This window comes from Bacillus salipaludis, assembly GCF_004358205.1.
Genome location: NZ_SMYO01000002.1, coordinates 352,626 through 377,794 on the forward strand (window position 1 = coordinate 352,626; position 25,169 = coordinate 377,794).

General features: G+C 33.8%; 21 protein-coding genes and 1 pseudogene. 20 read left to right on the plus strand and 2 right to left on the minus strand.

All coding sequences use genetic code 11. From position 1 onward, the window contains the following. Positions 1–78: 78 nt before the first annotated feature. A complete protein-coding gene (locus E2K98_RS04455) occupies positions 79–243 on the minus strand; it encodes an aspartyl-phosphate phosphatase Spo0E family protein (RefSeq protein WP_133333064.1) in 165 nt (54 codons plus the stop codon). Between the two features lie 193 nt (positions 244–436). Here E2K98_RS04455 and E2K98_RS04460 point away from each other — a divergent pair, with 193 nt between their 5' ends. From E2K98_RS04460 to E2K98_RS30765, 19 genes and pseudogenes are all read left to right on the plus strand, one after another. Beyond that, positions 437–2,458, plus strand: a complete 2,022-nt coding sequence (locus tag E2K98_RS04460) for a PAS domain-containing hybrid sensor histidine kinase/response regulator (RefSeq protein WP_133333065.1) — start codon at positions 437–439, stop codon at positions 2,456–2,458. Positions 2,459–2,523: 65 nt separating this feature from the next. Beyond that, positions 2,524–3,255 carry a LytR/AlgR family response regulator transcription factor gene (locus E2K98_RS04465; RefSeq protein ID WP_133333066.1) on the plus strand — a complete coding sequence of 244 codons (732 nt, stop codon included), beginning with the start codon at positions 2,524–2,526 and terminating at the stop codon, positions 3,253–3,255. An 831-nt stretch (positions 3,256–4,086) separates the two neighbouring features. Beyond that, positions 4,087–4,825 (plus strand): annotated as a pseudogene (locus E2K98_RS04470) (YveK family protein). After that, entirely contained in the window at positions 4,815–5,519 is a 705-nt protein-coding gene (locus tag E2K98_RS04475; RefSeq protein ID WP_328591956.1) for a CpsD/CapB family tyrosine-protein kinase, read from the plus strand. The pseudogene E2K98_RS04470 and the gene E2K98_RS04475 overlap by 11 nt, the downstream one beginning before the upstream one ends. Positions 5,520–5,618: 99 nt before the next feature. Continuing rightward, a complete protein-coding gene (locus tag E2K98_RS04480) occupies positions 5,619–6,383 on the plus strand; it encodes a tyrosine-protein phosphatase (protein WP_133333067.1) in 765 nt (254 codons plus the stop codon). Positions 6,384–6,692: 309 nt separating this feature from the next. Then, positions 6,693–7,586, plus strand: coding sequence for a UTP--glucose-1-phosphate uridylyltransferase GalU (gene galU, locus E2K98_RS04485; RefSeq protein ID WP_133333068.1), 894 nt, complete (start codon positions 6,693–6,695; stop codon positions 7,584–7,586). Between the two features lie 3 nt (positions 7,587–7,589). Beyond that, complete coding sequence (locus tag E2K98_RS04490; protein WP_133333069.1) at positions 7,590–8,261, plus strand: sugar transferase; 672 nt, start codon at positions 7,590–7,592, stop codon at positions 8,259–8,261. Next, entirely contained in the window at positions 8,261–9,181 is a 921-nt protein-coding gene (locus tag E2K98_RS04495) for a glycosyltransferase (protein ID WP_133333070.1), read from the plus strand. The genes E2K98_RS04490 and E2K98_RS04495 overlap by 1 nt, the downstream gene beginning before the upstream one ends. A 332-nt stretch (positions 9,182–9,513) precedes the next feature. Then, entirely contained in the window at positions 9,514–10,446 is a 933-nt protein-coding gene (locus E2K98_RS04500; protein WP_165976169.1) for an O-antigen ligase family protein, read from the plus strand. Then, positions 10,439–11,548, plus strand: a complete 1,110-nt coding sequence (locus E2K98_RS04505) for a polysialyltransferase family glycosyltransferase (RefSeq protein WP_133333072.1) — start codon at positions 10,439–10,441, stop codon at positions 11,546–11,548. The genes E2K98_RS04500 and E2K98_RS04505 overlap by 8 nt, the downstream gene beginning before the upstream one ends. Before the next feature lie 49 nt (positions 11,549–11,597). Further along, complete coding sequence (locus tag E2K98_RS04510) at positions 11,598–13,025, plus strand: oligosaccharide flippase family protein (protein WP_133333073.1); 1,428 nt, start codon at positions 11,598–11,600, stop codon at positions 13,023–13,025. Positions 13,026–13,051: 26 nt separating this feature from the next. Beyond that, positions 13,052–14,677 (plus strand): cytidylyltransferase domain-containing protein, encoded by a 1,626-nt coding sequence (locus tag E2K98_RS04515; protein ID WP_133333074.1) that lies wholly within the window; start codon positions 13,052–13,054, stop codon positions 14,675–14,677. A gap of 1 nt (position 14,678) precedes the next feature. After that, the gene (locus E2K98_RS04520; RefSeq protein ID WP_133333075.1) at positions 14,679–15,731 is read left to right on the plus strand and encodes an N-acetylneuraminate synthase family protein; all 1,053 of its coding nucleotides are present in this window, start codon (positions 14,679–14,681) and stop codon (positions 15,729–15,731) included. A gap of 980 nt (positions 15,732–16,711) precedes the next feature. Further along, entirely contained in the window at positions 16,712–17,590 is an 879-nt protein-coding gene (rfbA, locus tag E2K98_RS04525) for a glucose-1-phosphate thymidylyltransferase RfbA (RefSeq protein WP_133333076.1), read from the plus strand. A gap of 12 nt (positions 17,591–17,602) precedes the next feature. Continuing rightward, the gene (gene rfbC / locus E2K98_RS04530; RefSeq protein ID WP_133333077.1) at positions 17,603–18,163 is read left to right on the plus strand and encodes a dTDP-4-dehydrorhamnose 3,5-epimerase; all 561 of its coding nucleotides are present in this window, start codon (positions 17,603–17,605) and stop codon (positions 18,161–18,163) included. A 3-nt stretch (positions 18,164–18,166) separates the two neighbouring features. Further along, a complete protein-coding gene (gene rfbD, locus E2K98_RS04535; protein WP_133333078.1) occupies positions 18,167–19,024 on the plus strand; it encodes a dTDP-4-dehydrorhamnose reductase in 858 nt (285 codons plus the stop codon). Continuing rightward, positions 19,021–20,043 carry a dTDP-glucose 4,6-dehydratase gene (gene rfbB, locus E2K98_RS04540; RefSeq protein ID WP_133333079.1) on the plus strand — a complete coding sequence of 341 codons (1,023 nt, stop codon included), beginning with the start codon at positions 19,021–19,023 and terminating at the stop codon, positions 20,041–20,043. Before rfbD ends, rfbB begins: the two co-directional genes overlap by 4 nt. A gap of 505 nt (positions 20,044–20,548) precedes the next feature. Then, a complete protein-coding gene (locus E2K98_RS04545; RefSeq protein WP_133333080.1) occupies positions 20,549–21,829 on the plus strand; it encodes a right-handed parallel beta-helix repeat-containing protein in 1,281 nt (426 codons plus the stop codon). Between the two features lie 627 nt (positions 21,830–22,456). After that, positions 22,457–22,603 (plus strand): hypothetical protein, encoded by a 147-nt coding sequence (locus E2K98_RS30765; RefSeq protein ID WP_165976170.1) that lies wholly within the window; start codon positions 22,457–22,459, stop codon positions 22,601–22,603. A gap of 509 nt (positions 22,604–23,112) precedes the next feature. On the opposite strand, the gene E2K98_RS04550 is transcribed toward E2K98_RS30765, so the two are convergent. Beyond that, entirely contained in the window at positions 23,113–24,069 is a 957-nt protein-coding gene (locus E2K98_RS04550; protein ID WP_133333081.1) for an LCP family protein, read from the minus strand. A gap of 566 nt (positions 24,070–24,635) precedes the next feature. Here E2K98_RS04550 and E2K98_RS04555 point away from each other — a divergent pair. After that, the gene (locus E2K98_RS04555; RefSeq protein WP_208025314.1) at positions 24,636–25,049 is read left to right on the plus strand and encodes a hypothetical protein; all 414 of its coding nucleotides are present in this window, start codon (positions 24,636–24,638) and stop codon (positions 25,047–25,049) included. The last annotated feature ends 120 nt before the right edge of the window (positions 25,050–25,169 follow it).

A 25,169-nucleotide genomic window follows, 5' to 3' on the forward strand; every position in this document is an offset into this window, starting at 1 on the left:
TTTGTAGAAATCTTCCTGGTTAAACCGGCTTCAAAAAAAATTCCTATTAAAAAGGGAGTACTCTCGGTTGAGGAAAATCTACCGAGACTGCTCCTTATTTTCTGCAGTGGTTAATAATAAATGGATGAGAGAATCCAGCTCCTGATTGCATTTAATGGCTTCAGGGGAAGTAATCCCATAGGTTTCCACCAAATCAGCCAAGTCTTTTTTATATTTTTCAATCGTTATGATCAAATGTTGCATGATTTCCGCTCCTTATGAAGCATCTAAATAAGCCAAAGTTAATATTATCATTAAATTTGAAATTTTAAATATCGAGATTCCCATATGGACCAATTCTGGATTATAATGCGGTTAAAGAAGGTTGAATTGAGGAATCCTTGACATGAAAGAGTAAAATTTGTAACAAAGGCGTTACAAAGAAAGTGTGAGAGCCGTGACCCCAAATGTAATCATGCTTGTCGTATTAATAGCCGTTACGGCCCTCGCAGCGTTTGCTGCCTGTGCCATACTGTCCAACAGGCTGGGTTCAAGCGAGCAAAAAAAGAAGTTTCGGAAGCAAACAGAACTAGAAACCGAAATCAAAAAAGCTAAACAAGACTTGCTCCATACGATTCAAAAGCAGCAAGGGTTAACCTTAAAATATGTAAAAAGCGACGATCGATACATTCATACTTTGTGTGAAGGAGAACTGCTAGCCAAATTAGGACTTTCTTCTGAAGCAGTCGTAGGAAAAGATTTACGTGATTTTTTGCCACAGAACTATGCGGAAGAAAAGCTTCAGTCCTATCGAAAAGCCTGGGAAGGGGAGCAGGTAAACTACGAGCAAAGACTAAATGGAGTCGACTACCTAGTGAGTTTACGCCCGGTTTTCGAGAATGGCCAAGTGGTGGAAGTGATTGGTTCGGGTGTTGATATTACCCCGCAAAAGGAACACGAAAAAAGACTGAAAGAATCATTTGCCTTAGGCAGAACGTTAATTGATAGTCTGCCACTCGGCATCCTTGTAGTGGATCAAGAGAAGAAAATCATCGCGATCAACGAGGCGTGCGGCAAAATGTTTCAATTAGACCAACCGATTCAGTCCTACATGGGAAAAAATGTGGCAGATTACCACCATGTTTATTTTGAACATGTCGAAAAAGAAGGAAAAAGGGTAGGGGAAATGATCCGGAATCATCAGCCCGTAGTGGATGAAGTCTCCTTTAAAGGCGGAAGAATCCTGAGGAGAAGCTACCGCCCTTTTTATATGGAGGAGGAGCTAAAGGGCCATCTATGGACATTTGATGACATTACCGAGCGAAAAAGAATGGAGTTGGCCAATCGAAAGGCTAAGGAAGAAGCAGAAAAAGCGAATCAAGCCAAATCCGAATTCCTCTCCAATATGAGTCATGAACTGCGGACACCGTTAAATGGAATTCTTGGATTTTATCAGCTGCTGGAATTGGATGAAACGCTGAACGATAAGCAGCGGGGATTTGTGGAGGAAATCGGGAAGGGCGGACGCCATCTGTTAGAGTTAATCAATGAAATCCTCGACCTTTCCCGAATTGAAGCGGGAAAACTAAAAATTTCGGCGAAGAGGGTTAACATTAACGAAATGATGAAGGAGTGCATCGATTTCACCAGTCCATCGGCCCATCAGAAAGGAATCCACATCAGCTATCAAGAAAATGCCACATCAAACCAATATGTGGTGGCAGATCCCGTTCGCTTGCGGCAGATTATCTTGAATTTAGTAGATAATGCGATAAAATACAATCGAGAGAACGGGGAAATTTTTATCGAATATACGAGCCAGGAGGGTTTTCTCACCGTTCATATCCGAGATACCGGTATTGGCATAGCAAAGGAAAAACAAGATGTGGTGTTTGAACCCTTCTATCGGATTAACCATTCCTCTGTTGAAGGGACAGGAATCGGACTTTCGGTCGTCAAGCGTCTTCTGACCTTAATGGGCGGTGGGATGGGGGTAGAAAGCGAGATCGGCAAGGGCAGCGATTTTTGGTTTAGCCTCCCAGTGGCAAGTTATCATGAGGGATCAAAAGAAGATACAACTGAGCAGGCTGTCAAAAAACCCCAAAAACCGAAGGGGACAAAAGTATTATATATCGAGGACAATCTCGCCAATATACAATTGGTACTTGAAATTTTTGAGACGCTTGAGGGAGTATCGCTGATCTCAGTGTTAACCGGAGCGGAAGGAATCGTAGCAGCCCGAGAGCAAATGCCTGATGTAATCCTATGTGATCTCCATCTCCCGGATATAAGTGGATTTGAAGTCCTCAAGGTATTAAAAGCAAATCGGAAGACCGCCAACATCCCGATTCTGGCGGTAAGTGCGAATGCGATGGAGGAAAACATCCATCGGGCAAGGGAGGCCGGTTTTTTGGAATATATCACAAAACCGCTGGATATTGCCTCTTTTATTCAGCAAATTTCCAAGTATTTAGTTTAATGCATAGTTTCCGATAGAGAAGCCAAAATATGGATGGATAGGCTTCGTTTAAATGGGGGATCAAAATGGATGAGATTAAGGTGGTCATTGCCGATGACGATCCTTCTTCGAGAATGCTTTTAGCACAATTTACACAGCTTTTGCCCGACTATATCGTTGCCGGGGAAGCAGCCAACGGCAATGAGTTGCTTGAATTAGTCATGAAAGAAAAACCGGAAATTGTTTTATTGGATATCCAGATGCCGGACCTAAATGGTGTGGAGGCAGCAAGGGCCTGTAAAATGATGGCTCCTTCTGTTCATATCATTTTTACAACGGGTCACGAAGAGTATGCAGTGGAAGCGTTTAACCTTTCAGCCGTGGATTATCTAGTCAAACCGATCGAGCGGACCCGCTTTTTTATGGCGCTGGAAAAAGCAAAGAAGTCTGTGGAAATAGTGAAGGCTATCGAAGCAAGAACGGCAAAGAAGGAATGGAAAAGGCTTGCGATTAAATCGAATCAAACCTTTGTCTATCTCCCTGTGGAAGAGATTCTTTTTATAGAAAAAGAGGGAAGGAAATCGGTTATTCATACGGTGGATGAGCGGTTTGTAACGCATGAATCGCTTCAAGAGCTTGCGGATCGGCTTCCTGATTATTTTCATAAAACCCACCGTTCCTATCTGGTAAACTTGAAGAAAATAGTTAAAATCGAGGCATTAGGCGAGACCTATTCGGCACACTTCGCCAACTGTGAAAAAACAGCCTATATTTCAAAATTGAAAATCCACGAAATTCATCGATTGATGGGGACGTGAAGAGGTCTTTTAACGTGAGTTAAAGGCCTTTTTAATTTAGAAATTTCAGGGTCTGTTTAACTAGGTTGTTGCTTTCCACTCCGGGTACAAGAAGTTCGTGAGCGGTCCGGGGAGCCAACTCGTCGCTTCGCTCCAATCAGCGTTGTTTCCTAAGTCGACATTGACCTTTAACACCTAGATTGATTTGTCCATTTAATATAATATAGCAATCCTATTAAATTTCACCAACATCATATAGCCCTGGATGTCAAAGACTCCTCACTTTATACCTCCTTTACCGCATTTCAATCCGGTATTCCCCCATATGGGGACCTTTATATTTAAAATTGTAAATTTAGTGTTAAGATTATCTATGGTTTATTCCAATGCTTCATAAGTAGTGGTACTCTTAATCTAGTTGACGTATAGTAGATGAGTCTTTTGGACTACATACCTCTTCTGTATCCTTGAGGAAGGGTTTCCCGAAACTCACTGTTCCTATGAAGTGAACTTTAAGAAATAGAAGCCTTAGGATTCGGCACATTTCGACAACTCAGAAAAACAACCTATATTTCTAAATTCAGAATCAACAAGGTTCATCGATTGATTGGGACATATGGAAGGTCTTTTTCATTAAGTAAAAGGCCTATTTGCTTCGAATAACAATACCATTTTATGGAAAAAAGACCCTCTGAGGATGAAAATATGCCAATTTCCTCATCCCCCTTCTAATTTCTTACAAAAAGGTGTTTAATAGAGTATGTGATAAATATTCGATATCTTACGAAAAACAATGACAATTTGTGATATAATACACAACAGTGTTTTGAGTCAATTATTTAGGAGGACAAAATGGAAGAGACCATAAGTTTAAAAGAATTGTTGGAGACCTTGAAAAAACGTATCGTTTTGATCATTTCCATCACACTAATCGCGGCAATCGCTAGCGGTGTCGTGAGTTACTTTTTAACCCCAATCTATCAAGCTTCTACACAAATTCTTGTAAACCAAGCAAAAGATAAAAACGCACTTTATAACTACAACGAAGTACAAACCAACCTGCAATTAATCAATACCTACAATGTCATTATTACAAGCCCGACGATTTTAGATAAAGTGGCAGAAAAACTCGATTTGAAGATGACGTCGGAGCAACTGAAGGGGAAAATTACAGTAGGCAGTGAAAAGGATTCGCAGGTTGTGAATGTCACAGTTCAAGACGCAAATCCTAAAGTAGCAGCAGATATCGCAAACACAACTGTAGAAGTGTTTCAAAAATATACAAAAGAAAATATGAAGCTCGATAACGTAAGTGTTTTAGCAAAAGCCACGGTTGATGAAAATCCATCACCTGTAAAACCAAGACCGTTATTAAATATTGCCATTGCGATTGTTGTTGGATTGATGGCAGGGGTAGGACTTGCATTTTTACTTGATTACTTTAATAACACGCTTAAAAACGAACAAGATATTGAAAAAATCCTAGAACTTCCGATTTTAGGGGTTATTGCGACAATCGATGATCAAAAACTTGAAGATGCTCAGGCACGTAGAGCAAAAAGAAATGCGGGGTGAGACAGTTGGCTCTTAGAAAGAAAAATAAAACAAATAGCAAAGATTCAAGCAGAAAACTTGTGACGATGATTGACCCGAAATCGCCAATCTCTGAACAATACCGGACCATTCGTACAAATATTCAATATTCAGCAGTAGACGGTGATATGAAAACCATCATGGTGACTTCATCTGGTCCGGCGGAAGGAAAGTCAACAACCGCCGCAAACCTTGCTGTTGCGTTCTCGCAACTTGGTAAAAAGGTATTGCTTGTCGATGCCGACCTTCGGAAACCGACGGTACACCATACATTTAGAAAAAACAATATCAACGGGTTTACAACCGTATTAACAAAACAATCAACACTTGAAAAGACTGTTCTCGACACACTGGAAGATGATCTATTCATCTTAACTAGCGGACCAATTCCACCGAACCCTGCAGAACTATTAAGCTCGAAGTCAATGGAGCAATTTATGATCGAAGCCAAAGAAATCTTTGATTATATCATTTTCGATACACCACCATTATTAGCGGTTGCAGATGCACATATTTTAGCGAATCAATGCGATGGATCTATTCTTGTGGTATATAGTGAAAAAACTGAAATCGCTCAGGCGAAAAAGAGTAAGGAACTGCTAGGAAGTGCTCAGAGCAAGCTATTGGGCGTTGTGTTAAACCACAAAGAGGTACAAAAGGGCGAATATTACTATTATTATGGTGCGAAATAACAAATTTCGACAAAATCCCACCCTTTACCTAAAATTGCGACAGTGATACTATTAAAAATGTCATAGAATGTTAACAATTTGTTGAAAAGGGTGGGACTTATGATTGATTTGCATTGTCATATATTACCTGGTATAGACGATGGGGCAAAGGATCTATCAGTGAGTATAAAGATGGCCAAGAAGGCTGTCGAACAAGGGATCCACATCATTGTGGCTACTCCCCACCATTTAAATAACAAATATGAAAACCCAAAACAACAGATTATTAAAAAAGTAGAAGAACTAAATCAGGCATTAAAGGAAGAGAAGGTTGATTTAAAAATCCTTCCGGGGCAAGAAACCAGAATCTTCGGTGAAGTTTTGGATGCCTATGAGATTGGAGAAATACTGCCGGTTAACCATACCCAATATATCTTAGTGGAATTTCCATCAGGTCACGTCCCGCGATATACAGAAAGGTTATTTTATGACTTGCAAATGAGCGGACTGATCCCAGTGATTGTCCATCCGGAACGGAACCAAGAAATTATTGAACAGCCAGAAATTCTCTATCAACTTGTGAAAAAGGGAGCATTGTCCCAAGTCACTGCAGCAAGCATTACGGGGGACTTTGGGAAAAAAATCAAAAGCTTTTCTCTCCAGTTGATTGAAGCGAACCTCACCCATTTCATTGCTTCCGATGCCCATAACACAAGCAAACGTACATTTAAAATGCGAGAAGCATTCGATATTGTTCAAGCAAAGTACGGGAACGACTTCATTTATATGTTTGATGAAAATGCAACTTTCTTAATAGAAGGTCATCATGTCTATAAAGAAGTACCAGAAAGGGTCAAAAAGAAAAAGCTCTTTAAATTCTTTTAACTTAGTAAGCCGATGAGAATTTACCCAATTAATGATTCATTATCAGGTATTTTCACCTGATCGGCGATGCTTCCTGTCCGTTATCCATGGGAGCACTCGGTCATACTGTGGGAGGAAACAGTAATCCTCCTTAGGCGCGAGTCGTCAAGAGTGTGATGTGAGGGCGGGTTAGATGCCCACTTAATAACTAAAACAATAAATATCTAATGAAAGAATAAGTGTGAAAGCACTTGCAATTCCATTAGATATTTATTTTTTTGCGAAGGCATTTAGATACACGAAAAATACACTAATAAGGAGGAGTTATCTTTGAAAAGAGTAAGAAAAGCCATTATCCCAGCAGCTGGACTGGGTACAAGATTTTTACCAGCAACAAAAGCAATGCCAAAGGAAATGCTACCAATTGTTGATAAGCCAACCATCCAATACATAGTGGAGGAAGCAGTTGCATCCGGTATCGAGGATATTATCATTGTAACAGGTAAAGGAAAACGGGCGATTGAGGATCATTTTGACTATGCACTTGAGCTCGAGCAGAACTTAGTCGAAAAGGAAAAATACGACTTATTAGATCGTGTTCAATATTCTACTAATCTTGCAGATATCCATTATATTCGCCAGAAGGAGCCAAAAGGACTAGGACATGCTGTCTGGTGTGCTCGGAACTTTATAGGAAATGAACCCTTTGCCGTTTTATTAGGCGATGATATTGTTCAAAGTGAGACTCCATGTTTACGCCAATTAATCAATCAATATGAAGATACCTTCTCATCAGTGATTGGAGTTCAGACCGTTTCTGAATCAGAAACTCACCGGTATGGAATCATCGAACCTTCTTCACAAGAAGGGCGCCGTTATCAGGTTAGTAACTTTGTAGAAAAGCCCAAATCAGGGACAGCACCTTCTAATCTAGCGATAATGGGGCGTTATGTTTTAACACCTGAAATCTTCATGTTCCTAGACCGTCAAGAAAAAGGTGCAGGAGGAGAAATCCAATTAACGGATGCAATCCACCAATTAAATCAAATACAACGTGTTTTTGCATATGATTTTGAAGGAAAACGATATGATGTAGGGGAGAAGTTGGGATATATCACAACGACTATTGATTTTGCTCTTCAAAATAATGAATTAAGGGAAGAACTAAAAAAATACATGAGAGAAATATTAGAAAAAGACTTCCAATTGTTAGGGGAGAAATAAGTGATGGAACAAATAAAGAAACAGACAGTAGTTGAAATTAGTTATAAAGAAGACACTTCACCTGGTTACATTATTGGGAAAAGGATAATTGATATTATTGGGGGAGTAATGGGGATTCTTCTAACTTTACCAATCCTATTTATTATTATGAGTTTTTATTTATTTGGAACAAATAAGGGGCCAATTTTTTTTAAACAAATTAGAATTGGAAAAAACGGTAAGAAATTTTATATTTACAAGTTTAGATCAATGGTAGTAGATGCTGAGACTAGGTTAAGAGAAAATAATGAATTGTATAATAAATATGTAAGAAATAATTTTAAATTAGATCCAAGTGAGGACCCTAGAATAACACCATTTGGCCGATTTATTAGAAAAACCAGTTTAGATGAAATCCCTCAATTTATTAATGTAATAAAAGGGGATATGAGTCTAGTAGGACCAAGACCTGTGGTAGAGGAGGAATTAGAAGAATACAAAAATAAGAAAGAAGATTTTTTGAAGGTAAAGCCTGGAATTACCGGTTATTGGCAAGTGAGCGGTAGAAGTAATGTTGGGTATCCAGAACGTGTTGATATTGAACTTTTTTACGTCTATAATAAAAGTTTATTTTTAGATATTAAAATTCTTTGTGCGACAGTAATTCAAGTATTAAAACGAAAGGGAGCATATTAATGGAGAAAAAAGTAGTTTCTGTATTAATTCCAACTTACAATGCGGGGACAGAGATAATAGAAACTTTATCCAGATTATATGATCAGGAATTGGATCCAAATTTTGAGATGGAGATAATAATTGTTGATTCCTCGTCAACTGATAATACTGTTAGTTTGATAAGAACGAAATATCCTAATATAACTTTAAATGTAATTGAAAACAAGGACTTCGATCATGGAGGAACTAGGAACTATTTAATGTCTATATCAAAAGGAGATTATCTGTTATACATGACACAAGATGCAATCCCTTATGACAAAAGGATGGTTAAAAATTTATTAACAGCATTTAGTGACCCAGATGTATTTATTTCATTTGCAAGACAGATTCCAAAAAAGGATGCAAATCCTTTGGAGATTTTTGCAAGAAATTTTAATTACCCCTCAAAGTCAATTGAAAAGAATTTAAATAGTATTGAAACACTGGGTATAAAGACTTTTTTTAACTCGAACGTATGTAGTATGTATAGAAGGGAAACCTTTTTAATATATGGTGGCTTTCCAGAAAAGGTTATTTTAAATGAAGATATGATTCTCGCTTCTAAAGTAATATTTGGAGGAAAAAAGGTTATCTATAATGCTGAATCAAAGGTGCTACATTCTCATAATTATAGAATTAAGCAGGTTTTCAAAAGATATTTTGATATAGGAATGGCGTTTAATGAAACTTCTGATTTATTCAAAGATGTTTCTAATGAAAAAGAGGGTTTTAAAATGATTATTAATCAAACGAAATTTTTAATTAAGACTAATAATTTGAAAATGATACCCTACTCATTTTGTGAGGTTATTTTTAAATACTTAGGTTATAGACTAGGCAAGGCTCATAAAATTTTTCCAGATTCACTTAAAAGGAATATGTCAGCTTATATGAAATGACAAAATTAAAAGGATTTTATAAAATGCTCAAATACTTTTTTTATTCGATATTTTTAGTTTATTTTTCATTTCCCTTATATCTAGAGAATTTTAAAAAGATAGGAGTAATAATCCATCTTATTATTCTATTTTTATTAATAATGATTTTATTAATAAAAAATAAGAATATACGCAAATATTCAAATAGTATTGTTAAGTATTTATTCTTTTTATTTATATATGTATTTATTATTCTTCTTACTAGTCTCTTCAATGGTGTATCTACGGACATTTTTTATATTTGTTTATATTTAATATTTTATTATGGGCTATTTGGGTATATTGTAATTTTCATGATTAACAATATAAAACAAATTAAAGGCTTATTTATGTATATTTTTATAGTTTCTTTTTTTACGGGACCAATATTAGGGATGGTGCAGTATTTTCGCAAAGAAATGTTCTTTAATGCACCATATTTTGATTCAAATAGACTTGTGCCAATAAACCTATTTGATCCAAACTATGCGATGTTGCCGTTAATTTTCACATTAGTCCTAAATATTTTCTTCCTTAACAATTGTAAGAAAAGGTGGAATTATATTTTACTTTTATCAACATTATTAACAATTTTAACAGCAATATTTTTAACATTTTCTCGATCAGGTATTATGGTAACGGTAGTAATTTTCTTATTATATTTTTGGTTATTCCAAATTTATAATAGAATAAAAATGTCTAGTATATTCTTGTCATTAATAGGTATATTTGTGGCAATAATTATTTTTTCGTATTTAGGAATCTATGATAGCTATACCAATAGTTCCAGAATAAACAATGTTGAAAATGTTGACACACGTGTTGAGCAGTGGAAAGGTGCTTTAATTTTATGGGAAAATAGTAACTTATTATTAGGATTGGGTAAAAAAGATTATATCAACGATTTAGGGCAGATAACTGGGAATTTTATTAGTACACATAACTTATATTGCCAAGTTTTAGTACAACGTGGTTTACTCGGTATCCTATTTTTATTTTCGTTAATAATATATATACTTCATAGTCTAATTAGTATTCGGAGAATAGCTATGAAAAATAACCAACTTCTTTTTAATATTTCTAACATTTTAATTATGGGTTTAGTCGGATACTTAATAATGGTTTTTACATTAAGTGATGATATTGGATTTTATTTATGGTTTTATCTGGGTATAACTATTGCCCTAAAAAGTTTAGTTAAAAAAATGAAATTAGAAAAACAGTCAGGAGACATTTTATATGATTAAAGAAATCTATCAAGAAGAACTGTTTTCTGAATTTATCTCTTTAATAAGAGAAAATAGGATAGATTTTATTGCTTTTGCAATTTCACATTGGCATGCAATTGGGGTAGAAGCAGAAATTAAAAGTAGACAATTTACTAAAGGCGGATTAATAATTATTTTACCTCATCCTAAAGATGGAGTTCTTCTAGCAGAAGAACAATTTAAAGGATTAGTTAATAATGAGAATAAAATTTATATTATGAAGGAAAATAAGTCCCAGAACCTTTCAGTTATAATGAGACAGTTAGTTGGGTTCTTTAAAAGCCAATTATTAAATAGTAAACAAAAAAATGAAATAAAAATTATTTGTCCTTTGAAACCATATTTTCCAATATTGCAAATTTTTAATGATACGAGACTTGCTAGAAATGTAAAAGTTAAGTACATCTTAATTGATGAGGGAATAGGTAGTTACGCGTCACAAAAAGCCTGGCAAAAAATTAAAAAGGTTGATCAAGGAAATAATAAAAAGTTAAAGATATTGAAGTGGGTAGTTTCAAAAGTAATTAACAAGGTATATATGCGATTAGATTCAGAAAAAAGGTTCCTTTTTAAAAGTGAGAATGGAATATTATATTTAAATGAAGCTGTTGCAAAACAATATCAGAATGTTTTAAATAGGTCAGAAGTCAAAAACAATGAAATCGCAATAGTTGTTACTCAGCCATTTAGCGAGTACTACTTTATTTCTGAAAAGGATGAATTAAGGGTTACAAAAGAAATAATTGATAAATTATTACACGCTCATAAAAAAGTAGTTTTAAAGCCTCATCCTAGAGAAAAGATGAATAAGTATAATGATATTTTAAATATATATTCCAAGGAAAAAGTTTCCTTAATAGAAGAAAATATTTCACTAGAAAGGTTATTAGAAAAAATGAACCCAGGGCAAATAGTTGGATATACAAGTACTGCTTTATTGAATGCAAAGGCTTTGTATGATATTGATTCATATTCAGCTGTTAAATATATGGAATTATATGCTTTAGACGAGGATGCTGTAGAGATTTGGAGAGAGTATTATAATCTTAATAGAGCAATAGTTAAAGAATTTATAATATAAATAATTACACGCAATTAGCATTTAATGGATAAAGAATTTAGGTGAAAATTTGAGTAAATTGGTCAAGGATTCAAGTTTAATGTTTCTTTCTACTCTACTTTCCGCACTCTTTCAATTTGGTGTTGGAATTTATCTAAGTAATAAATTAGGACCACTAAAATACGGTATTTGGTTAACAATTTCTTTAATATTTATATATGGGCAATTACTGCATTTTGGAGTAATTAATGCTATTAATAGAGAAATACCACAGGAGTTTGGAAGGGGAAACTTTTCAAGAGTTAGAGAGATTAGGTCGGTGGCTCTTACCTGGATGTTTGTTCCTTGTTCACTATCTGTAATTGCTTTAATAATAATTTGTTTTATTAATTTAGAACAAACTATCAAAATTTATTTTGCTCTTGCAATACTTATAGTCCCTATTCAACAACTAATGTCATTTTATAGGATTTTGTTCTTAACAGTTGATGATTTTAAGCAAGTTTCGATAAACCAATTATTAATTGGTCCAATTCAACAGATGCTTATTTTATTATTTGTTATAGTCTTCGATTTTTATGGTTTATTTATTGGAATATATGTTTCTTCATTTATTGCTATAATTATTTTGTATAATAGATTGCCTGAAAAGGTTGGGCTATGTTGGAATTGGAAATTAGTTAAATACCTAATAAGCTTTGGTGCTCCAATATTAATAATTGGATTATCATGGAATCTATTTACAACTTTAGACAGAATTATGATATCTTCAATGTTAGGAGCAAAATTTCTAGGGTATTATGGAATTTCAATTTTTGTTTTTCAGGGATTAATGATGTTCCCACAGGTAATTTCCCAAGTGTTATATCCAAAAATAGGTTACAAATTTGGTAAGGATGGTTTAAATGGTGGTTTGATTCAGTCAATAAATAATGTCTCTACAATTTTATCTTTGTCAACTCCCTACCTACTGGCAATAATTTATTATTTATTACCGTACTTTGTTAAATATTTTATGCCGAAATATAATGAAGGAATTGAATCAGCAACTATTATTGCAATTGGTTTATTCCCACTTGTTATAATAAGTGTTTATACAGTTTATTTAAATAGTAGCCATAAACATAAAAAATATTTATCATACCTATTTATAGGTATTTTGACGAATTCATTTCTCAACTTTTTGTTTATTAAATTTAAATTTGAAATTGTGGGAGTCTCTTTTGCTACCTCAATTTCAAATTTAATTTATTCATTTCTGATTATTAATTTTTGTCTTAACGATTTTAACTTTTCTTTTAAAAAGAAGGTTGGCCAATTATTTTTAAATTATTGTCCATTTATTACTTTAGTAATAATTATTGTGTTTATGAAGACTTTTAATCTTAATAATATATTTAGTTTATTATTTTGGATAATTCTATACACATGCGTTTTAATTTTCTTTTTAAGATTGCGTAAAATAAAATTAATCAAGATGTTTAAAGAAACTTTTTAATTTTGTTTAAAAGGAGAGTATCAAAATTGAAAACGGTCGCTATTATTCCAGCTAGGGGGGGATCAAAGGGAATTCCAAGGAAAAATATCCGGTATTTAAATGGAAAACCATTGATCGCCTACTCAATTCAAGTATTACTAGATTCCCAATTAGTGGATAAAGTTATTGTTTCAACTGATGATGAAGAAATAGCGAATATTTCAAAGGGATATGGTGCTGAAGTCATTATGAGGCCTGAATATTTAGCTTCTGATGAAGTCCCATTAGATCCAGTGATTTATGATGTTGTACAACATCTTGAGAGACAGCATGAATACTATGATATAGTTTTAACTGTTCAGCCAACTTCACCGTTATTAAAATTAAAAACTTTAAATGGTGTAATTGAAAAGCTTATAAATTCAAATTATGAAACAGTAATAACAGCCAAAGATGATAGACATTTATCTTGGGAAGAGTTAAATGGGATGTTTTTTCCAAAGTACTCTGAAAGAAAAAACAGACAATATTTGCCTCCTGAATTCAGGGAAACTGGAGCTATACTTGCTTCAAAAAGGGATATAATAACTGAAAATAGCAGAATTGGAAAAAATGTAACATTATACACTGTTAGTGAATTTGAAAGTGTGGATATTGATTCACCAATGGATTGGTGGGTAGCAGAAAAGTTATTAAACCGTAAAAAAATTGTTCTTAGAGTGGATGGATATAAAGAAATAGGTCTAGGACATATTTTTAGAACCTTATCAATTGCTAACAATATTATAGATCATGAAGTTGTATTTTTAATGTGTGAAAAACACGATTTAGGGATAAGGCTAGTTAAAGAACAAAACTTTAATGTTGTTACATTTATTGATAATCCAGTTGATGAAATAATAAGACTTGGTCCAGATATAGTAATAAATGATATTTTGGATACCTCGAAAGATTATATTCAGTCACTTAAAAATTTAGGAATTAAGGTTTTTAATTTCGAAGATTTAGGTGATGGTGCTGAATATGCAGATGGTGTTTTTAATGCCCTATACCCAGGGGACGTTCCATTTGAAAATTTTTATACTGGTGAAAAATATTATATTTCAAGAAATGAATTTGTAAATACCAATATAAAAGAAATCAAAAAAGAAGTAAAAAATATCCTTATTACTTTTGGAGGTACGGACCCCAATAATTTAACATTAAAGACCTTAAAATCAATATGTAATCTTAATGAAAACTTTGATATAACAATTATCTTAGGTCCAGGATATTTGCATTTTGATGAGCTAAATGAAGAAGTAAAAAAAATCAAAAGAAGGATAAATATTTATAAAACGGTAAAAAACATGGCCGATCATATGTATAATTCAGATATTATCTTTTCATCTGCTGGAAGAACAATGTATGAAATTGCAATGATTGGGACACCTTCCATTATTATTGCTCAAAATTATAGGGAAGTAACTCATTTGTTTGGTCATAATTATAATGGTTTCATAAATTTGGGAATTCATTCGGAAGTTAATGATGAAAGAATAAAGTCTGTTCTAATTAGGTTAATTTCCGACTTTGATCTACGGAGAAATATGCACAAGCGAATGCTCAAACATGATTTAAAACATGGATTAAAAAGAATATTTTCAATTATATTTGCAAGAGAGGAAGAATAATATGAAATTTGAAATTAACGGTAGACTAATTAACAATGAAATTAATGATGTTTATTTAATTGCAGAAGCTGGAGTAAATCATGGTGGAAATATTGAAGTAGCTAAAGAAATGATTAGGGAAGCAGCTAAAGCTGGTGCAGATGCAATTAAGTTTCAAACTTATAAAGCAGGAAAGTTAGCTTCAAAAAACTCTCCAGCATATTGGGATCAAACAAAGGAAAAATCTAATTCGCAATATGAACTATTTAAGAAATATGATTCATTTTGGATTGAGGAGTATCAAATTTTATCAGAGTATTGTAAAGAGTTCAATATAGATTTTATGTCTACGCCATTTGACAGTGAATCAGCAGATTTTTTAAATGAGTTGATGCCGGCTTTTAAAATTGCATCCGCAGATTTAACAAATCATCCATTTTTAAGGCAAATCGCAAAATATGGTAAACCGATTATTCTTTCAACTGGTGCATCTACTTTAGGAGAAATTGATGAAGCTATTCATATAATAGAGAGTGAAGGAAATTCGCAAATAGCACTTTTACATTGTGTTTTATCTTATCCGACTAAAGATAAAGACGCACATCTAAATATGATTACCCATTTAAAAAACGTTTACCCACAATATATAATCGGATATTCAGATCATACAGTTCCAGATAAAAGTATAATGACCCTTAACGTAGCAACATTTTTAGGGGCTAAAATTATCGAAAAACATTTTACATTGGATAAGACCTTAGAAGGAAACGATCATTATCATGCTATGGATCCGGCAGATATTAAAATATTCAAAAACAATTTGAAAATTTATAAAGAAGTACTAGGACAAACTTATAAAGAGCCATTAGAAGCTGAAAAGGAAGCAATAAAATATGCTAGAAGAAGTCTTGTGGCTAATACTACAATTCAAAAAGGTACATTGATTACAGAAGAAATGCTAACTTGGAAGCGTCCAGGGATTGGTATTTCTCCAAAGGATATTGATAAAGTAATTGGAAGAAATGCTAGAGTAGATATCCATGAAGACGAAATACTCATGTGGGATATGTTATAGGCTTCTGTGAACATTTTGAACTAAATTAAACCAATTTAAAGAGAGCTTTTTTATAAAAGTTAAGTGAAAATTACTAAAGCCCTTGTTTGCTAAAAACAAGGGCTTTGAAAATTTTTTATGATATTAATTTTTTATTTGTGATTTAATATTTATGGGTAAGGGGAATGTTTAACAGGGAGGAGAACGTTTATTAGAAGCCGTTAAATGTGAGAATTACAAAGCATTGGCTTAAATTATTATTTTAATTTGTTGGAATAAAAGCAGTTTGGTTTAAAAAACTTTGTTTTAAGTGAACAGTAAATGGAATGTCTAAATATGTACTACTGAGGATTTCTCACTTAATGATATAAATTTTTATGTTAGAGACAAAACTTATATAGGGAAGGTATTTGAAAGATTAATTTTTCTCTGATAATGAATATTGAAAAGCCAATTTGTGATATTTTAACCGAATTGGGACGCACAAAAGCGGAAAGATTGGGGAAGATTCGAATGGAATTCCAAACAATTTTAAGACTTCATTAATTTATAAGATGGAAAAAAATCCAATTAACATAATTCCGGTGGAACCTGAGTAAGACTTTATCCCATCTAGTGGATTCTTGCTGTTGGAAATAATTAAAGCACTCAAAAAGGTTATATCTTCTTAAAATATAAAAATATTTAATCTAGTTACTGGAACTTGTTATAGTTTATTAGACGATGTTTGGAGCTTTTGAAAGAGCTCAGGAAAATTATATCCTTAATAAATTTTAGACAGAAGACCACATGATGTAAGTTTGTTATGCAGATGTAATCAAAACAAAAGAAAAACTTGGCTTATTTTATAAGAGAAACTAAGGAAGGGTGTATAGACTATTTGGGCTAGCAACAAAAAAATCTTAATATAACCTTATTAGTAGCACCTTGAATTAATTATTCTTAAATAAGCATTTGATTCATTTACAGAAAGATTAATTAGGAAGGGAAGCGTAAGAAAGATGAAAGGAATTGTTTTAGCAGGTGGAAGTGGAACACGCCTTTATCCATTAACAATGGTAACTAGTAAGCAATTATTACCTATTTATGATAAACCAATGATTTATTATCCTCTTTCAACTTTAATGCTTGCAGGGATACGAGACATATTAATCATTTCAACACCTGAAGATACCCCTCGTTTTGAGGCATTGTTAGGAAATGGTTCTCAATTCGGGATTCATCTTGAATATAAGGTTCAGCCAAGCCCGGATGGATTAGCCCAGGCTTTTTTAATTGGAGAAGAATTTATTGGTGATGATTCTGTTGCAATGATATTAGGGGATAATATTTATTATGGCAGTGGAATGAGAAAAATTCTGCAACGGTCAGCACAAAAAGAAAGTGGAGCTACGGTTTTTGGATACCATGTTCAGGATCCAGAACGGTTTGGTGTAGTGGAATTTGATGAGAATGGTAAGGTATTAAGTGTTGAAGAAAAGCCAAAAATACCAAAGTCCAATTATGCCGTAACTGGTTTATACTTCTATGACAATCGTATTGTAGATATTGCAAAAAATGTTAAACCATCTGCTCGTGGTGAGTTAGAAATTACTTCAGTTAATGAAGCATATTTACGTATGGGAGAGCTTGATGTTGAACTTCTTGGACGTGGTTTTACTTGGTTAGATACTGGGACACATCAAAGTTTAGTAGAGGCTACCAATTTTGTTAAAACAATAGAAGAACATCAAGGAATAAAGATTGCAGCGCCTGAAGAAATTGCTTATATTAATGGCTGGATTAATATTGAAAAATTAATTGAATCTGGTGAAAAGTACTCTAAAACAGGTTATGGTCAATATTTATTAAAAGTAGCAAGTGGCAGTATTAAATATTAGAGGTGTTAAAAAGTGAATGTAATTGAAACGTTCCTACAAGGCGTCAAGGTAATTGAACCGAGAGTATTTGGTGATCATCGTGGTTGGTTTATGGAGATCTATAGTGAAGCAATGTTTGAAGAGGCGGGTATTCATTTAAAATTTGTTCAAGATAATCAATCCTTTTCCGCTTATAAAGGAACCTTAAGAGGTTTACATTATCAGTTAAATCCTAAAGCACAAACAAAACTTGTCCGATGTACTAAAGGATCAATATTTGATGTTGCAGTGGATATTCGAAAAGGAAGTCCAACTTTTGGACAATGGTATGGAATTGAGCTTAGTGCGGAAAATAAGAAGCAATTATTAATTCCAAAAGGGTTTGCGCATGGTTTTATGACGTTAACTGAAGATGTGGAAGTCCAATACAAAGTAGACAATCTTTATGCACCTGAATGTGACCGAGGCATAACTTGGAATGATCCGTCCATTGGAATTGAGTGGCCAATGGATATTACTCCTATTTTATCAGCTAAGGATGAGAAAGCTCCCATTCTTGCAGATGCTGACAATAATTTTATTTTTGGAGAGTAATCAATGAAAATATTAGTAACAGGTTATACAGGGCAACTTGGGTACGATGTTGTTCATGAAGGATTAAAACGTGGATTTGAAATGATAGGCGTGGGATCAAAGGATTTAAATATAACAGATGAACAATCAGTTTTTCAGTATATAAATGAAGTCAAGCCTCATGCGATTGTCCATTGTGCTGCCTTTACGGCTGTTGATAAAGCAGAGGACGATAATGAAAACTGTTGGAATGTTAATGTTAAAGGAACACAGTATTTAGCAAATGCGGCAAAAATCGTAAATGCAAGATTCATGTATATTAGTACAGATTATGTTTTTGATGGATTGGGAGAACTACCCTTTAGTGAAATAGATGCACCCAATCCTGTGGGTTATTATGGTATGACAAAATATGAAGGAGAAAAGGTAGTTCAGTCTCTCCTAGCAGATTGGTTCATTATTCGGATATCGTGGGTTTTCGGGTTAAACGGGAATAACTTTATTAGAACAATGCTTCGATTAGCAGAAAACCGTAGTGAGTTAAATGTTGTAGGGGATCAAGTAGGGTCACCTACAAATACATTTGATTTGTCCAGATTATTGTTGGATATAATTCAAACCGATAGATATGGAATTTACCATGCTACAAATGAAGGATTTTGCAGTTGGGCGGAATTTGCAAAGGAAATATTCCGGTTGGCAGGGAAAGATGTTCGGGTTAATTCCATAACCACAGAAGAATATCCTACAAGGGCTGTTCGTCCAAAAAATTCACGTATGTCTAAACAAAAATTAATCGAAAATGGGTTTAAACCATTACCAAGTTGGCAGAATTCATTAGACCATTATATTAAGCAATTACTACATGAGGTGAAATCATGACAAGAAAAAAGATTCTTGTAACTGGAGGAGCAGGATTCATTGGAGGGAACTTTGTTCAATATATGGTGAACAAGTACCCTCAGTATGATATCTATAATTTGGACCTATTAACGTATGCAGGAGATTTAACCAAACACCGTGAGATTGAAAAGAATGAAAACTATCATTTTGTTAAAGCGGATATTGCTGATCGGGAAGTAATCATGTCACTTTTTGAAAAGGAAAAATTTGATTACATTACTCATTTTGCTGCAGAAAGTCATGTGGATCGTTCTATAACGGATCCAGGAATCTTTGTCCGCACTAATGTACTAGGAACTCAAGTTTTACTAGATGCAGCAAAACAAATTGGTGTAACGAAATTTGTCCATGTTTCAACTGACGAGGTATATGGTGAATTGGATTTTGATCCTACTACATTCTTTACTGAAAAGACACCATTACAGCCAAATAGTCCATATAGTGCTAGTAAAGCATCATCAGATTTTTTAGTAAGGGCTTATCATGAAACATATGGACTTCCAATCAATATTACTCGTTGTTCAAATAACTATGGGCCTTTTCATTTTCCAGAGAAGCTTATTCCTTTAACAATTTCACGTGTATTAAACGAAGAAAAGGTACCTGTATATGGTGACGGGAAAAACATCCGTGATTGGTTACATGTACTTGACCATTGTGCTGCGATAGATCTTGTTTTACATGAAGGTGTTAATGGTGAAGTTTATAATGTAGGCGGGCATAATGAGCGGACTAATTTAGAAGTAGTACAGACTATTATTAGTACTTTAGGGAAATCAGAAGATCTTATTGAATTTGTTACTGACCGTTTAGGCCATGATAAGCGTTATGCTATAGACCCAACTAAATTGGAGAAGTTAGGTTGGAAACCTACTTATACTTTTGAAACAGGAATTGCTCAAACTATTAAATGGTATTTGGTTAACAAATGGTGGTGGGAGCAAATCATTAGTGGGGAATATCAGAATTACTTTGAAAAGCAGTATTCTCTAAAATAAACGTTTCATAAATTAAATAAAAAACCGGGTTCACATAATTGTGAATTCGGTTTATTTCCCTATTAATAACTACATATAACATTAAAGGTAAGATATATCAGCTAGTTAGGTATCGAATAACCTTGGTTTGTGTATCTAATTTAAATAACTAAGGGTCTCTTTACGTAATGATTTATTTTAGGTCCTTTTTATAAATCAAGGTGCTCAGTCTTGAAATTTATGGTGAACTATTGATAGTTATCATTCTTCACTTTCCTTGTTTCCAATCATATAAACACATAGTTTAAATTCCACTATAAACCTATCCACATCCTAAAAAAGGTAATTTAGAAATATAACCCATTTTTTACAATGCGTTTGTTTAGGAGTATTTCTAAATAATGGTCATCTTTAACTTAACATTTGTTTTATCTATCATTTAACATACTTGATGCTAAAAATTTATTAATTCTTACATCGCATACTTCTCCTTGAAAGATATCTTATATAAAGGGGGAAAAGCAAAATGAAATTACGAGATAAAGCTTTCCTTTTTATTCTTATTTTCTTATTAGTACAATTTTTTATTTTCAAAGAAATAATGGAATTTTCAACAAACAAAGAAGTTGATTATGTTAACGTGGTTGACTTTGGAGCAAAAGGTAATGGAATAACAGATGACTCCAAAGCTATCGGAAATGCAATTCGCGCAGCAAAGAAAAAAGGGGTGCTAATGTTTCCAAAGGGAGTTTACTTAGTTTCTAAAATTTCCTTTATATCTAATATTGAATACATTGGGCATAACGCTAGGATCTCTGCAAAGGGGGTTACTGTTCCAGTAATCCTAAAAAATACATCCAACGTTAAAGTATCTGGCATTACGTTCGATGCTAATCATATTTCTAAAAAAGCTCTCTCCGTCATTGCATCAAATAATATAAAAATTATTAACTGTTCATTTGAAAATGCCAGAGATTTTGGACTATATACTGAACAACTTACTGATTCTGTAATTGATAAATCATTAGCAATTCATAATGGAGACCAAGAGTTCCATGATGCTGGCTTTTCAGTAAATGGAGAAAATGTAATAATTTCTGATAGTATAGCCAGAAATAATGAAGCTAATGGCTTCAGAATTTTTGGAACAGACAAGTTTGTGGGAGGAAGAATTACTATTTCGGATGCACATTCACATCATAATACTAATCACGGATTTCTAACAACTCCTACAGGAAAAGTTCAAGATACTCCATCTCATATTGTTATTTCTAATAGTATTGCAAATAATAATGGCTCCAAAGGTATGTATAGCGGTTTTGCAATTCATTATTCTAGTCAAAGTATGGTTCAAAATTCTGTGAGCTATGAAAATGAAGAGCATGGGTTTGTATTAATGGACAATTCTTTTTGCATATTGAAGGGGAATATAGCAAGGAAAAATGGTGCAAATGGAATTCGAATTCAAGCTGACTGGAATAGAACTGAAGATTCGCAAAGTGGTGTTCATGATGCAATTGTAAATGATAATATTATAGTAGGAAATGGAATAGGTGAAGGAGCTTCTTCTAAGGATGCAATTACCGTAGAGGGAAATAGCTACAACATCCAAATTAAAAGTAACAACATTTTTAAAAATTTAGGAAATAGTATCAATATTAAAACTCATCGAGGTTATACAGATTGTTATAATTTATATATCGAAGATAATATCATAAGTGGAAATGGAACTGATATGATAAATAATCAAAGCCAAAAGGAAAATAGAATTTTCGGTAAAAATATAATAAATGGAAAGGAAAAATAATATTATTTCAATTAACAAATTTAAAAATACTTTCAGTGGGAATTTTGATCTAAAGAAATGGAAAGGTCATAACTTCCATCCTTCCCTTAAGTGCTAAATTTCTATGTAATAAGTATTATTTGATTTAAATACAATTTTGTATCATTGCGCACAAGGAGAATATACCCCTTTAGAATTTCATCCAGTTTGATAGCTTTCTATGATCCCTAAGGTGTAGCTCGAACCAATCACCCAACGGACCCTGTAACGATTGTTATCTTAGATACAACCTACCCAATAATTAAGGTCCTATTGCACTCCATATCCTTCTATCGGCCATTCATAACAATTCCGATATTTGTCAATATTAATTTGAGTCATGGTGATAAATCTTGATTATTTCTTATTTGGAGGAATTAGGAGTGTAAGAGATCTTGCCCCAGGGGCAAGATGTCAATGGCATAAAATGTGTAGGGATTCTTGGAGATGGCAAAAGATGAATCCGAATTGGTATGAAAGGAAGATGGAAGTACAATATCACTAGAATTGAGAAGAGCGGGCATCCTTGCATGTCCGCTTGTTCTGTATATTTTGGTAAAAATATTCTATTCTTATAGTTTTTTTACCAAGGTTTTAAAGGGGGCCGAAGTGAAAGCAATTATTGATTTTAATAGGATTATAAATGATGTCAGTTTAATAATGGCGATTATAGCGATTAACATGACCATCATTGGATTGACCTCACTTGCTGAAACAAAAAAGATTATTGGTGTGGATTATGGTGGTCTTTATTGAAAAAAAGTTAGCTAATAAATTCTGTAAGAATTTATTATTTACTAGTTTGTTTTACTTTTGTGAATGTTGCCTCATTGTTTTTAATGTTTGTAAAAAATAGTTTCATTTAGGGCAATAAATTTTCTTGTTCTCATTTTATGTTTAGTATTCGCAATTTTTTTATTCGCTTAAGAAAAGGGAATCAGATTTAAAATACATGATTCTTTTTAATGAAATTTATGGTAACTTGTAAATTACGTAATTAAAAGATTGACTTTGGTGGTAATATTAATGGTCAATTAACAATGTTTTCAAAACAATATGATACATGGTTAGGATATATTTAGCAAATCAAAATTAACTTTACGCTCAGCCTGATGTACAAGCCTTTATTGATCATAAAGTTGTAAGTTCTAGCCTGGTCCAAAGTCAACTTACTTTAAGATGTGGTGAATGAGAAGTTTTCTAACCTACACCAAACGGCTTCAAAATAAAAGTATCCACAAGAACACTAATCCGTGATTTTTTCTTTAAAAATACTTGGCCATTATCTCTTTTATTTGCTGCGGATCCAAAACAATCTCTGCGTTGTTTGCTTTTAGGATATCATCGTACATGTTTTGACCGACACCGTGTAATTGATGGTACGTTAATTGTTTGTTTGGATTAAAGTCTTTTACTGATAGACCAAGGCTTAGCATATCAGAAGTCGACATATTCGTTGCTACAACAAAATCTGGGATAGATTGGACCAACGAAGGTAGTTTTGTTATATTGCTTGGATCTAAGGCTTTTTTTGTAATTCCCTTCATCGCCTCTTCTTGCAATTGCTGGCGACCGTATTCTCCATTTTTTAGTGAATAGCGTTCGTGTACGACCTCTGTTACCATTTTTCCATCGAAAGCATGAGTACCGGCTTGGATCACTTTATTTTTATTCTCTTTATACCATGGATGGGTTAGGGTCACATTGAAAGGAACGTGCATATCAATGCCGCCTATGGCGTCGACCATCGATTGAAAGCCCCAATAATTGGTTTCTACATAGTAGTTAATTGGGACCCCGGTAAGCTCTCCAACCGCTTTGACTGCAGCTTCTACGCCTGCTGTTTTGCCCTTTGTTGCTTGCATGATATATTGAACACTTGTTAGCTTTGTGTAGCCATAGCCATCTAAATGAACCCGAGTATCACGCGGAATACTGACTGCGTGGTATTGATTCTTTTGCAAATCGACATGAACGAGCATCATCGAGTCTGAGTGACCGGCTTGATCTCCTTTTCTCTGGTCAGAACCGATTAATAACACGTTGAACTCACCGTCTTTAGGCGGTTTTACGGTTTGATTGCTGTTAGCTGAACTAACCACGGGATTATTTTTGAAATGATTTTTAGGCTGCAGTTGCTGATACTCAAAGACAACAACTGCAACAGCAATTATCATTACCCCCAAAATGCTAAAACTAACAATTTTCCAATTTCTTTTCATACTTTCCTCCGTTGTATAGGACTAGATTGGGAATTTACAAGATAAATATATAAAACAAATCCAAAGCGGTATGCTGATCAAACAACACAAAAATAAGCCTTTAAAAAAGTAGTTTGGCATTAAACAGTCTACCTTCTTTCCGTTGCCTATTAGGGTATTATAAATAGAATATTTTAAAATAGCATAAATCGCAAATTAAACTTTTATTAATTCCCTGCATTGTTCGACCATTTTTTTATGGAAATAAAGTTAGAAATCCTTATATTTCAAAGGCTTTAGTGATTCTAACCAAACGTTTGTGTAAAGTGGAAAATGGTAGAATTTTGTCAGTTTGTTTCGTATCTTAGTGGTATAGGACAAAGGTAAACTCTTTCAGGACCTTTCCCACTCTGGAAAGTGACGAAATCTTATTAGATTGCTCCATCGAGATCCATATGAAGGAAAGTGCTCCAATCATAAAGTGTGTTTAGTAGGTCTTGCAGCAGGGCTTGCCATTAGAAGAATGCAGGGATGCCCTATGGGAAAGAGCAAGTTCGCCGAATTGAGGAGAGATACTATCTTGCCTATTGGATTTGGAGACACAGCAAAGCTATGACACAACTTATCGTGTGTATTATTATGATCGCAGGGATGCGGAAGGGAACTTGCGTGATCTGCATTTAGTGAAAGCGATAGAGGTAACGACTGTTCTACATCATGACATAGTTATAGCACCTAAAGTCGAAGAAAAGGAGCAGGCGGCGATTCCCACCTTTGTGGAGTCGGAGTTTTTCTCCGTTTACAAATGGAAGATTTGCGGTAAATCTACTTTTTCCTTTAATGACCAGTATTTGCTTTTAAGCGTAATCAATGGAGAAGGAACACTCATTCACAATGGGGAAAAATATCCTTTGAATAAAGGAACCCATTTCATTGTACCGGTCGGGTTCGGAGAATTTGAACTAGAGGGTCAATGTGAATTGATTGTTTCACATACTTAAAGTAGAAATTGAAAAAATTCGGGTAAGGGTAACCCGAATTTTTTCGAATCCTCGTTATGTTAATTCTACTCATTATAAATATTCCTATTTTACAAATAAACTAACCATGATTTTGACCCA

Excerpts from the sequence above, each read along its gene's own strand:
- E2K98_RS04480 (WP_133333067.1), top strand. The coding sequence starts at position 5,619 with ATGATTGATTTGCATTGTCATATATTACCTGGTATAGACGATGGGGCA.
- E2K98_RS04495 (WP_133333070.1), top strand. The coding sequence starts at position 8,261 with ATGGAGAAAAAAGTAGTTTCTGTATTAATTCCAACTTACAATGCGGGG.
- E2K98_RS04550 (WP_133333081.1), bottom strand. The coding sequence starts at position 24,069 with ATGAAAAGAAATTGGAAAATTGTTAGTTTTAGCATTTTGGGGGTAATG.
- E2K98_RS04500 (WP_165976169.1), top strand. The coding sequence starts at position 9,514 with ATGATTAACAATATAAAACAAATTAAAGGCTTATTTATGTATATTTTT.
- rfbB (WP_133333079.1), top strand. The coding sequence starts at position 19,021 with ATGACAAGAAAAAAGATTCTTGTAACTGGAGGAGCAGGATTCATTGGA.
- E2K98_RS04455 (WP_133333064.1), bottom strand. The coding sequence starts at position 243 with ATGCAACATTTGATCATAACGATTGAAAAATATAAAAAAGACTTGGCT.
- E2K98_RS04520 (WP_133333075.1), top strand. The coding sequence starts at position 14,679 with ATGAAATTTGAAATTAACGGTAGACTAATTAACAATGAAATTAATGAT.
- E2K98_RS04465 (WP_133333066.1), top strand. The coding sequence starts at position 2,524 with ATGGATGAGATTAAGGTGGTCATTGCCGATGACGATCCTTCTTCGAGA.
- E2K98_RS04490 (WP_133333069.1), top strand. The coding sequence starts at position 7,590 with ATGGAACAAATAAAGAAACAGACAGTAGTTGAAATTAGTTATAAAGAA.
- E2K98_RS04545 (WP_133333080.1), top strand. The coding sequence starts at position 20,549 with ATGAAATTACGAGATAAAGCTTTCCTTTTTATTCTTATTTTCTTATTA.
- rfbD (WP_133333078.1), top strand. The coding sequence starts at position 18,167 with ATGAAAATATTAGTAACAGGTTATACAGGGCAACTTGGGTACGATGTT.
- rfbA (WP_133333076.1), top strand. The coding sequence starts at position 16,712 with ATGAAAGGAATTGTTTTAGCAGGTGGAAGTGGAACACGCCTTTATCCA.
- E2K98_RS04505 (WP_133333072.1), top strand. The coding sequence starts at position 10,439 with ATGATTAAAGAAATCTATCAAGAAGAACTGTTTTCTGAATTTATCTCT.